Annotated in this window: 9 protein-coding genes; 7 read left to right on the top strand and 2 right to left on the bottom strand. The window is 44.6% G+C overall.

Translation table 11 applies throughout. The annotated features are described in order from the left end of the window. Positions 1 to 31: 31 nt before the first annotated feature. From VIN08_RS05180 to VIN08_RS05195, 4 genes are all read left to right on the top strand, one after another. On the top strand, positions 32 to 2,377 hold the full coding sequence (locus VIN08_RS05180; protein WP_331961249.1) for an outer membrane beta-barrel protein: 2,346 nt from the start codon (positions 32 to 34) through the stop codon (positions 2,375 to 2,377). 61 nt (positions 2,378 to 2,438) lie between these two features. Then, complete coding sequence (locus tag VIN08_RS05185) at positions 2,439 to 3,773, top strand: hypothetical protein (RefSeq protein WP_331961252.1); 1,335 nt, start codon at positions 2,439 to 2,441, stop codon at positions 3,771 to 3,773. Further along, positions 3,763 to 4,377 carry a hypothetical protein gene (locus tag VIN08_RS05190; protein ID WP_331961255.1) on the top strand — a complete coding sequence of 205 codons (615 nt, stop codon included), beginning with the start codon at positions 3,763 to 3,765 and terminating at the stop codon, positions 4,375 to 4,377. The genes VIN08_RS05185 and VIN08_RS05190 overlap by 11 nt, the downstream gene beginning before the upstream one ends. Positions 4,378 to 4,424: 47 nt before the next feature. Further along, positions 4,425 to 4,640, top strand: coding sequence for a KTSC domain-containing protein (locus VIN08_RS05195; protein ID WP_331961258.1), 216 nt, complete (start codon positions 4,425 to 4,427; stop codon positions 4,638 to 4,640). Between the two features lie 263 nt (positions 4,641 to 4,903). On the opposite strand, the gene VIN08_RS05200 is transcribed toward VIN08_RS05195, so the two are convergent. Further along, the gene (locus VIN08_RS05200) at positions 4,904 to 6,820 is read right to left on the bottom strand and encodes an ABC-F family ATP-binding cassette domain-containing protein (protein ID WP_331961260.1); all 1,917 of its coding nucleotides are present in this window, start codon (positions 6,818 to 6,820) and stop codon (positions 4,904 to 4,906) included. Positions 6,821 to 7,100: 280 nt separating this feature from the next. On the opposite strand from VIN08_RS05200, the gene VIN08_RS05205 reads away from it, so the two are divergent. The 3 genes from VIN08_RS05205 to VIN08_RS05215 all read left to right on the top strand — a co-directional run bounded on the left by VIN08_RS05205 (position 7,101) and on the right by VIN08_RS05215 (position 10,384). Continuing rightward, positions 7,101 to 8,279, top strand: a complete 1,179-nt coding sequence (locus tag VIN08_RS05205) for a sorbosone dehydrogenase family protein (protein WP_331961262.1) — start codon at positions 7,101 to 7,103, stop codon at positions 8,277 to 8,279. A 155-nt stretch (positions 8,280 to 8,434) separates the two neighbouring features. Next, on the top strand, positions 8,435 to 9,556 hold the full coding sequence (locus tag VIN08_RS05210; RefSeq protein WP_331961265.1) for a C1 family peptidase: 1,122 nt from the start codon (positions 8,435 to 8,437) through the stop codon (positions 9,554 to 9,556). 39 nt (positions 9,557 to 9,595) lie between these two features. Then, positions 9,596 to 10,384: a prolipoprotein diacylglyceryl transferase gene (locus VIN08_RS05215; protein WP_331961267.1), complete on the top strand. Its 789-nt coding sequence runs from the start codon at positions 9,596 to 9,598 to the stop codon at positions 10,382 to 10,384. On the opposite strand, the gene VIN08_RS05220 is transcribed toward VIN08_RS05215, so the two are convergent. Then, the coding region (locus VIN08_RS05220; protein WP_331961270.1) for an META domain-containing protein at positions 10,377 to 10,679 on the bottom strand (303 nt) is incomplete at its 5' end. The genes VIN08_RS05215 and VIN08_RS05220 overlap by 8 nt on opposite strands.

Consider the following 10,679-nt stretch of genomic DNA (forward strand, 5'->3'; position numbering starts at 1 on the left):
TTGTTAAAGGAGTCAACGTATTATGAACGATATGGAGAGTCGAAAATTTGAGGATGCGTTCAAAGATGCTTTCGGTGAAGCCGAGGTGAGTCCTGCAGAGAATGTGTGGACGAACATCGAGCTTGATCTCGAAAAAGCAGAAGGCGACAAAATGAAGCGCAGGATCTTGTTTTACAAGCTTCTGGCAGCAGCATCCATTGCATTTGCCATGAGTATGGCAGGAGTAGGCTATTATATACTACAGGATAAACAATATATACACAACGGTAGTGGTATAGCAACGCTATCACAAACAAACACGGCAGCTCCTGATGAGTCTGCAAGCGAAGGCGCTACGAACAAAAATTCAACTAACGGGCAACAGGCTTCATCTGAATCAGCACAACAAACAGCCACTATAGAAAACAATAACGAGAACGGATTTTCAGCTTCTTCTACTCAAGGAACAAAAGAAGGAACAGAGGAGGGAACAAGAACAGAAGAATCATCCACATCGTCAGCCAACGTAGCGGCTAAGCGCGCGTTAACAAAAGAGGCGAATGCGAATCGTATTGCTGCCAACAAAACAAACACCGATAATGCTGTAACTTCTTCGCAGAAGAATCAATTTACAGATGGCGTAAAGAGTGAAAACGGAAAGAATAGCCATAGCAATACGCAAGGTATAGCAGCTATTCAAAAACAGGCTGGTGACCAGTCTTCATCTAATAATAGTGCCGTCACTTCAGTAAAACGTAACCAGGGAGCAACCGATCCATCGGCTGCTGCTACAGATGGTAACCGTAATGGTAACCATCAGACTATAACGAACAGCAATCAATCCGGTAATGCTGTAGCATCGACTGATGTAAACGGTAATACTACTGTAAAACCACCCGATGCTATAGCGGATGGATCAGTTAAGAATAACACAACGGTTGCCGGTAATAATACAACCGATAAATCGCAGACAGTTACGTCTTCTTCTATTGCCGCTACTAAAACCGGTAGTCCTGCCGATGCAGCAATAAAAGATAAAAATGCGACTGGTATAGATGCAAAAGAAAATGCCGATACAAACGGAGCAACTATAGCCAGCAACAATACAACGGATAAATCGCAGACTGTTGCATCTTCTTCTATTGTAACGAATGAAGCTGGTAGCCCTGCGAATGTAGCGGCAAAAGATAAAAACGCGGCCGGTATAGATGTAAAAGGAAATGCCGATGCGAATAGTGCAGCGATAGCAAGTAACAACGCAACGGATAATACAAATACCTCGGGTAAACAACCTGCAGTTGATAATATATCAACACAACAGCAACAACAAATTGCTGCCACTGCAAAAGGTATATCAGATCAAGCCGGTAATAATCAACTGGTAGCTCAGCAGCAAGGTAAAGATGCTGTTTCAGCGGGTAACTCTACCGTTGCTTCACGGAATGGTAGCAACGCTACGCAGATGAATCCTTTTACTAACCAGGATGAAATTGTAGCACGCCTAAATTCTACTTCCGGCGGAGGTATGCAAACAGCATCCGTAGATAAATTACCAACACGTGTTGGCAAGCCCGCGGATTTTGATGCTTCGAAACTCCAGTCTGAAGATCCGCTGATGAAATTATTGGGACGATTAACAGAAGAAGATAAAGCACGCGCTGTTGCCGCGAATAAAGATGAACAATCTCCTTTATCTGAAAAGTTATGGACGTCTGTTGGTTTTGCAGCCGGAAGTTTTAATACTGTTAACTCTTCGGTATCGACACCGCCATCCCAATCATTTTCGGCTAACAATGTTGCCGGTCAGCAGGCGAAGGCTTCCGGTTCTGCGTATACAGTAGGCGTTAGCATGGGTACACGTCTCTCTGAGCGATGGGTAGTGCAGGGTGGTGTAAACTATATGTCGCAGGCTTCTGATTATACTACCAATGCTGCGAGTACTTCTGATTTTTCAAGTTTTGCACCCCAATCCGTTAACAGTGCGCTGAGCACAGCCGATGCCCGGGTTGTATCGACTGCTCCGTATTCTGTAAATAACAACATGCAGTTTATCAGTGTACCTGTACAAGCCGGATATCTTATTGTCAATAAAAAGTTTGGTGTACAGCTCAACGGTGGTATTGCTACCGATATGTTCTTGCAGAATACACTTACACCGGAAGGTGGTGGCATCAGCAAGACTACTCAATCCAGCGGAGCTGATTCTCCTTATCGTACCTTGAACTTCAGCGGATTGGTAGGAACTGAATTGAGTTACAAGTTTGGACAACATTATCGCCTGGCGTTGAACCCGGGATTACGCTATCCATTCAATTCTATTTACAAATCCAATCAGCCAATCGCAGCGATGCCATTAACGTTTGATGTCGGATTACGATTCCGGTATATTTTTCACTAACGCTTCCAACCTTTTCATGTAGGGCAGGGTCTAATCACTAAACAACCCTTCAACTACATTTATGGATACGTTAGAGAACAGACTTCAGAAGCGGATACACGTTTCCTTGTATGCGCTACTTTTCCTGACTGGTCTTTTGGGGATCAGTGTTTTGCTCGAAGGTTGTACGGATAAGTGCGAGGTGACCAATGAGTACACCGCGTACAAGCCTGTATATACTTCACTCGAAGAAATCCGGAAGGTAAGCATTACGCAACCGGAAGGTATCCATTCGGTTGGCAAGATATACTATAAAGATGAATACCTGTTTGTGAACGAGCCGGGCAAAGGCATTCATGTTATTGATAATCACGATCCCGCTTCTCCTGTTAATAAAAGCTTTATCAATATTCCCGGTAATTATGAGCTGGCTATAAAAGACAATGCTTTATATGCCGACAGCTATATAGACCTGGTGGTGCTCGATATAACTTCGCTGGATAACATTCACGAAGTAAACCGAATCGAAAATATATTCAGCAATTATAACAGTCTCGGATTTTATATGGATCCGGAGAAAGGCCTTGTTACCGATTGGGTAGCAGAGAAGAACAGTACAGTATTGAAGTCGGACTGCAACAGTGGCGTACAGCCCTGGGGTGGTGTGTATTATGACGGAGGCATTGCGTTAGCCAGTAACGTTACATTTGACAAGAGCGCAGCCATCGCTCCGGGGAACGGCTCTGGCCCCGGAGTTGGCGGCTCTATGGCCCGCTTCACCATTAGTAAAAATCATTTATATGCGTTGGATGCCGGTAATATTATACCGGTAGATATATCGGATGAGGTAAGCCCTGATAAGAAAACAAGTGTTTATATCGGATGGAACTCGGAAACAATTTTCCCGGCAGCACAAAATCTTTTTATAGGTGCCAGTGATGGTATGTATATACTGGATATATCAGATCCTGCTGTTCCTAAAACGCTCACTACCTATTCTCACATCCGCAGTTGCGACCCGGTGGTGGTAGATGGTAATTATGCGTATGTAACCCTTCGCTCCGGCACTACCTGCCAGGGCTTCACCAATCAACTGGAAGTAATAGATATTCAGAATTTGCAGTCGCCTCAATTGCTGAAAACATACCCCATGACTAATCCGCATGGTTTGGGGAAAGACAATACAACCTTATTTATCTGCGATGGCTCGGATGGTTTAAAGGTGTATGATGCTTCTGATATCAATACAATAGATAAGAAGCAGTTGGCACATTACGATGGTATAAATGCCTACGATGTTATACCGTTTGATAATGTGTTGATGATGATCGGGGAGAACGGCCTTTACCAGTATGATTATTCTGATCCTGCCAATATCAAATTACTGAGTCACCTGGCTATTGTACATGAGAACTAAGATAACGTTACTCATAGTTGTCAGTATATTGCTCACAACGCATGGGCTGTGGGCGCAAGCGGATAGCACGCAAACCACAAAACGAAAAATACACTATACAGGTAACCTGATGAGCGGGGCGCTGTTTGGTAAAGACGGATATGGTACCTATATATCGGTCAATACAGTGCATGGTGTTCGCTACAAACGGTTTACGGCAGGTATAGGAACCGGGTATGATGCTTACAAAGACTGGAATACATTACCGGTGTTTGGAAGTATATCGTACGATTTTTTACGCATAAAGGACGATGCGTTTTTTGTTCAATTCAATGGCGGCTATGCGTGGGCGTTCTATTCTCCGCGGTCTGATAGTTATTATAACGACTACGATTCGAAAGGCGGCAGAATGCTGAACCCGATGATCGGGTATAGATTCCACGTGAGTAATAAAGTGCGTCTCTATATAAGCGCAGGGTATAAATTTCAGCGCATCAATTATGAGTTTGCGAATAACTGGTATATGTATGATATGATGCCGGGTGCAAACTATCTTCCTCCCGTTACCAAAGTGCAGCGCGACATGGATCGTGTAGTGGTGCAAATAGGCTTTGGTCTTTTCTGATTTTTTCTGCGTAACTTCCGTGGCATGGATTTTTGAGAGCGATACTCATGCTACGAACTCCCGTTACATCTTCCGGCCTGGCTTCTATCGGATATGATGAAGACCACGCTATACTCGAAGTGGAATTTACTTCCGGAGAAGTATATCAATACCTGGATGTTCCATTGGAAGTATATGAAGCGCTGATGAGCGCAGAGTCGCACGGTACATATTTCTCAAAGCATATCCGGCCATTGTATGATTTCCGGCACGTGGAGGAATAGAGCTTAAAGTATCTATACTTCTACATTCGTTGATCGGTGTTCCTTGTTCGATATTCAAATGCAAAATATCTCCCACAGAACTCACAGAATTACACGGAATAAAACAGCCGCTTATTTCCCGCATCCCGATAGCTATCGGGAGCAGATGAACGCAGATGAAATGCCAGCAAATAGCTTAAAGCCTAAAGTTGAAAGCAGTGTGTATTTATACTTTCGGCTTTAAACTTTGAACTTTACGCTTTGAACTTTAAACTTTTACGCTTTCAGCTTAATTCATCGATCGCGATGGCGAGTTCTTCCCACTTTTTATTCGCGGCAGCAAGTGCCGTTTCGGTGGCTGTGAAGTTTGCCTGTACTTCTTTCAGCTTTGCCTGGTTGCCGAATACTTCCGGTGTAGCAAGCTCATTTTCGAGTGCAGCTTTGCGTGCTTCGAGTCCGCTTACTTGCTCTTCCACTTTTTTCAAATCTCTCTCCAGCGATTTGCGTTTTGCTTCGTTGCCGGGAGTATGTGATTGTTGTTGTGGCTTTGCTTTTTCGGGTTCTGCTTTCTTTTGTTTCGGTGGCTCTGCTTTTATACCGGCTGCTTCATTTTTCTTGCGCCAGTATTCATACTCGTCATACGTACCCGGATATTCTTTGATCTGCTGATCTTCTATATACCAGATCTTATTGGCGATCTGACTTACAAAGTGACGGTTGTGTGATACTACTACAAAGCTGCCGAGGTATTGCTGCAGTGCCTGTATAAGTATATTCTCTGAAATAAAGTCCAAGTGGTTGGTAGGTTCATCGAGCAACAGGAAGTTTGCTTCGGAGATCAACGTCTTGGCCAGTGCAACGCGCGACTTCTCTCCACCCGATAATACTTTTATCTTCTTGAAGACATCATCATCAGTAAAGAGAAAACATCCTAACACATTGCGCAGCTCCTGGTCTGTTTTACCGGAGCCAGCCTGCACAAGCTCTTCGAGAATTTCGTTGTCAACACGAAGTGATTCGAGCTGGTGCTGTGCATAGAATGCGCGGATTACATTAAAGCCCATGATGCGTTCGCCTTCGACCGGTTCTTCTCCTGCAATGATGCGCAGCAAAGTAGATTTACCTTTACCATTGGCACCGATGAGCGCGATCTTATCGCCACGTTCTATATTAATTGATGTGTGCTTTAATATCTCCAGCGAGCCGTAGGCTTTGGATACATCATTCAATGTAATGATATAACGGCCGGGCTGCTGCTTGAATTTGAAACGGAAATTTACCGCGGCAGAATCATCGACTACTTCTTCGATGAGATCCATTCTTTCAAGCGCCTTTACTCTCGATTGTACCTGGCGCGCTTTGGTTGCTTTCGCTTTGAAGCGTTCGATGAAGCGCTCGGTCTGACGAATCTTTTGCTGCTGATTTTCATACGCACCCTGCTGTATCTCCTGGCGCAGCTCTTTCTCTTCGAGGTAGAATGAATAATTACCTTCGTAAGTTACAAGTTGTTGCTGGGTAACATCTACAATCTTGGTAACAACGTTATCGAGAAAAGTACGGTCGTGCGATACAATGATCACCGCGCCTTCATAATTACGCAGGTAATCTTCCACCCACTCAATAGAAGGTAAGTCCAGGTGGTTGGTGGGTTCATCGAGCATGAGCAACGATGGTTTCTCCAATAGAAGTTTAGCAAGCATCACACGCATGCGCCATCCTCCGGAAAATTCTTTCAGTGGCCGATGGAGGTCAGCCGTAGCAAAGCCAATTCCTTCGAGTACTTCTTCTGCTTTGGATTGTATCGTATAGCCATCGAGGTGATCAAATTTTTCCTGCAGCTTGGAAAGTTTTTCTACCAATGCATCGGAGTATTCAGTCTCCAGTTGTTTGATCGTAACTTCCAACTGACGTTCAATCTCTACTACTTCTTTGAACGCACTCATGGCTACAGCCAGGATCGAATCATCGGTTTGATAGGAGAGGAGGTCCTGGTTCAGGAAGCCTATTGTACAGTCATTACTCTTGCTGATCGTACCGCTGTCGATCTTGTATTCGCCATGAATAATTTTGAGCAGTGTAGATTTACCGCGGCCATTCAACCCGATCAGACCAATTTTGTCTTTCGGTTTTACAAACATGTTGGCATTTTCGTAGAGCGCGCGGCCTCCGATATAATACGAGAGATTGGTAATCGATATCATAGTGCTAATTCATCCCCGAAGGCATTGTGTAACAATGCCCAACAGAACCGGCAGCAAAAATAATGAGTATTTACAGCATTTCCGGATTTAACCGGAAGGATGACCCGAAATTTTGCCACTTACGTAAAGCATATCCTTTCTCCGGGTAAAAAAACTTAATTTCAACCGTATTTTACGGAACATCAGTGTATGTATGACGGGTATCTTTTTCAGGATTCATGGATGCACGGATGAAAAAATCCGGTTCACATTTTCACAATTTTTTTTAAAACTATAGCTCATGAGATCGATTACTTCCATTCCTGTCGTAATAATGACTGTCATGCTGGCCTGTGGTAATTCCGGGTCAGAGCGTGAGGCAGTCAGTAACAGTACAACAACTGATGCAAGTGCGCCTGCTATTACCGAATACGCTGCTACATTACCACTCGACAAGATCAAGTTACCTGCAGGTTTCAAGATTGAAGTATATGCTGAGGTAGACAACGCGCGCTCGATGGCGCTTAGCCCTTCCGGTGTACTGTATGTAGGCAACCGCGATAAAGACAAAGTATATGCCGTGAAAGATACCAATGGCGATTTCAAGGCTGATAAGAAATGGGTAATTGCTTCCGGTCTTAACATGCCGAATGGTGTAGCTTTTAAAGACGGCAATCTGTATATAGCCGAGATCAGCAAGATCACGAAATATACCGGTATAGAATCGAAGCTTGATAATCCTCCGACTCCCACGGTGATCGCTGATAATTACCCGACTGAATCACACCACGGCTGGAAATATATAGCCTTTGGTCCTGACGGGAAACTATATGTACCGGTTGGTGCACCGTGCAACATCTGCGAATCGAAAGATGAAATATATGCGAGCATTACACGCCTGAATGCGGATGGTACAGGTCGCGAAGTATTTGCCAAAGGTGTGCGCAACACGGTAGGATTTACCTGGCACCCTACAACAAAAGAACTTTGGTTTACAGACAACGGTCGCGATATGTTAGGCGATGATAAGCCTTCGTGCGAGTTGAATGTAGCAGGTAAGAAAGGCATGCACTTTGGCTACCCGTATTGCCACGAAGGGTCTATCAAAGATCCGGAGTTTGGCGATAAACATGCCTGCTCAGAATTTACGGCACCTGCCGATAAACTGGGGCCACACGTGGCACCACTGGGGCTGAAGTTCTATACCGGCAGTATGTTCCCTGCTGCTTACAAGAATCAGATTTTTGTAGCGGAGCATGGTTCATGGAATCGCTCAAAGAAGATCGGCTACAATGTTACACTGGTTAAACTGCAGAATAACAAAGTAACCGGACATGAAGCGTTTGCAACGGGCTGGCTGGACGATGCCACACAAAAGGAATGGGGACGCCCGGTAGATGTACTGGTATTGCCCGATGGATCGATGCTTGTATCAGACGATAAAGCGAATGTGATCTATCGGATTTCCTACAGTAAATAGAGCTGAAAGCTTAAAGTTTAAAGCGAAAGGTGGAGTGTATACAGTCTTTGTGGGAGGCAAATTATTTCCCGCTGATCTTGCAGATTTGCGCAGAATATATAGGTGAAATCTCTTCGAAATAACCGATCTTGGAATAATCATTATCCTTACCCTGTATGAAAAAAATAGTTAGTATAGGTCTGCTGCTCGCCTCCGGTATATTTCCGCTGTTGGCACAGCCATCGTCTGAGAAGGCAACCCTTTCGGTGATCTCGAAAGCGGAATATACTCCTGTAAAAAACCAGGCTGCCACGGGCACGTGCTGGAGTTTTTCTACCACATCGCTGGTGGAATCGCAGACAATCAAGAATGGTTTGGGAGAGGTGGATCTTTCGGAGATGTTTACCGTGCGAAATATATACACCGAGAAAGCCAAGAACTATATACTTCGCCAGGGCACAGCACAATTTGGTCCGGGCGGATTGGGTCATGATGTGATCCGCGCAATGGCTACCTATGGTGCCGTGCCGGAAAGTATATATTCCGGTTTGCCGTTAGGACAAAAGACGCACGACCATAATAAAATGGATGCGCAGCTAAAGACTTATCTCGACAGTTTACTGAAGATTCGTCCTATACCTGCCGACTGGATGAAGGGTTTTCAATCTATACTGGACGATCATTTGGGTAAAGCTCCGGAAACATTTACGTACAACGAAAAGCCCTATACGCCCAAAACATTTGCGACTGAAGTGCTGCACTTTAAGCCGGAAGATTATGTGAACATCACATCGTTCAGTCATCATCCTTTCTATACTTCTTTTATACTGGAAGCACCTGATAATTTTGCGAACGGATCGTACTATAACCTCCCATTGGATGAAATGATCAAGTTAACCGAGCATGCTGTTGAGCGTGGCTATTCTATTATGTGGGATGCCGATGTAAGTAATGGCTGCTTCAAGCAAAACGATGGCTATGCTTTACTCTGGAAAGGTGGTAAAGCTCCTGCTACGATTTCACCGGAAGATGAAGAATTAAAATACGATCAACAGCTTCGCCAGTCACTCTATGAAAATCTGACCACACAAGACGATCACCTGATGCACCTGGTAGGATTGGAGAAGTCTGCCAGCGGAAAGAAATTTTTTCTGGTAAAAAATTCGTGGGGTGATCGCGGACCGTTCAAAGGATTCATCCATGTGTCGCAGGCATATTTTGCCATTAACACGGTGAGCCTGGTAGTGCCGAAAGCCGCTATTGAAAAATCTTTACTCACGAAGCTGGGTATTCAATAATCACGTTTCCACGATATAGTATTTTCTAACGGATCGGCTATGCATCCTGTATTGTTTGAAGTGGGCGGATTAACCGTATATAGCTACGGGTTTATGATCGCGCTCGGAGCTATAGCCGGTGTAGCCTATATGGTTGTGCGAGGCAAACAGGAAGTAGGACTCACGTTTGATCAGGCTAACTCACTGTTCCTTTTTATTTTTATTGCTGCATTTGTGGGGGGGAAGGCGCTGCTCTTCCTGGAAGATGCATCGTACTATATACAGCATCCGGCAAAGTTACTCGCGGGCAGAGGCTTTGTGTTTTACGGATCGTTTCTGTTTGCTATACCTACTATGTTCTGGTTCTTCAGGCGAAATAAACTGCCGACTTATGCGATGTTGGATATTATGGCGGTAACTACCTGCCTGGTGCACATGTTTGGTCGTATAGGTTGCTTCCTTGCCGGATGTTGCTATGGACTTCCTACGGATTCTCCGTTGGGCGTTGTATATACTGATCCGGCCTGTCATGCCAATCCGAAGAATACACCGTTGCATCCTACACAACTATATGAATCAGGGTATATATTCCTGGTGATGCTCGTATTGCTGTTTCTCCGCGGGAGAAGAAGGTTCTATGGTCAATTATTCCTCACGTACCTGTTGCTCTATGCCATAGGCCGCTACGCACTGGAATTTTTCCGTGGCGATATTGAGCGCGGCTTTATCATTAAGGATTACCTGTCGCACTCGCAGTTTATAGCGGTGGCTATATTTGTAGTGGTGCTCTATATCTACAACCGTTGGTCAAAACGAAACCAGTTGAGCTTGCACAAGAAACCTATTTAAGATATACCGAGTGGAATGTAGTGAGCAGTGTGTTGCCTTCGTATAGCTCCAGCGTTTCGCCATTGATCTTGTAGTTATCCGCAGAGTCGAGCGATTTGGTTAGGAAGTTTTCTACATCCAGTCGGTCGCAGGCCATCTTCGTAGTCATAACCGTGAATTTTATTTTGTTTCCTTCCTGGGTATAATTACCGCCCAGTCCGTTGCATCCGGCAAAACCTTTTATCCGTTTTTCTCCGCCTTCATTGCTCAATACGAAGTATACTTCTTTAGAACCATCGGGTGTTTCCACCGGCAT

The organism is Ohtaekwangia sp. (assembly GCF_036568665.1).
Lineage (GTDB): Bacteria > Bacteroidota > Bacteroidia > Cytophagales > Cyclobacteriaceae > Ohtaekwangia.

What these genes read in the sequence shown, in the direction of transcription:
- VIN08_RS05205 (WP_331961262.1), top strand. Translation starts at nt 7,101, where the DNA reads ATGAGATCGATTACTTCCATTCCTGTCGTAATAATGACTGTCATGCTG.
- VIN08_RS05210 (WP_331961265.1), top strand. Translation starts at nt 8,435, where the DNA reads ATGAAAAAAATAGTTAGTATAGGTCTGCTGCTCGCCTCCGGTATATTT.
- VIN08_RS05215 (WP_331961267.1), top strand. Translation starts at nt 9,596, where the DNA reads ATGCATCCTGTATTGTTTGAAGTGGGCGGATTAACCGTATATAGCTAC.
- VIN08_RS05190 (WP_331961255.1), top strand. Translation starts at nt 3,763, where the DNA reads ATGAGAACTAAGATAACGTTACTCATAGTTGTCAGTATATTGCTCACA.
- VIN08_RS05180 (WP_331961249.1), top strand. Translation starts at nt 32, where the DNA reads ATGGAGAGTCGAAAATTTGAGGATGCGTTCAAAGATGCTTTCGGTGAA.
- VIN08_RS05195 (WP_331961258.1), top strand. Translation starts at nt 4,425, where the DNA reads ATGCTACGAACTCCCGTTACATCTTCCGGCCTGGCTTCTATCGGATAT.
- VIN08_RS05200 (WP_331961260.1), bottom strand. Translation starts at nt 6,820, where the DNA reads ATGATATCGATTACCAATCTCTCGTATTATATCGGAGGCCGCGCGCTC.
- VIN08_RS05185 (WP_331961252.1), top strand. Translation starts at nt 2,439, where the DNA reads ATGGATACGTTAGAGAACAGACTTCAGAAGCGGATACACGTTTCCTTG.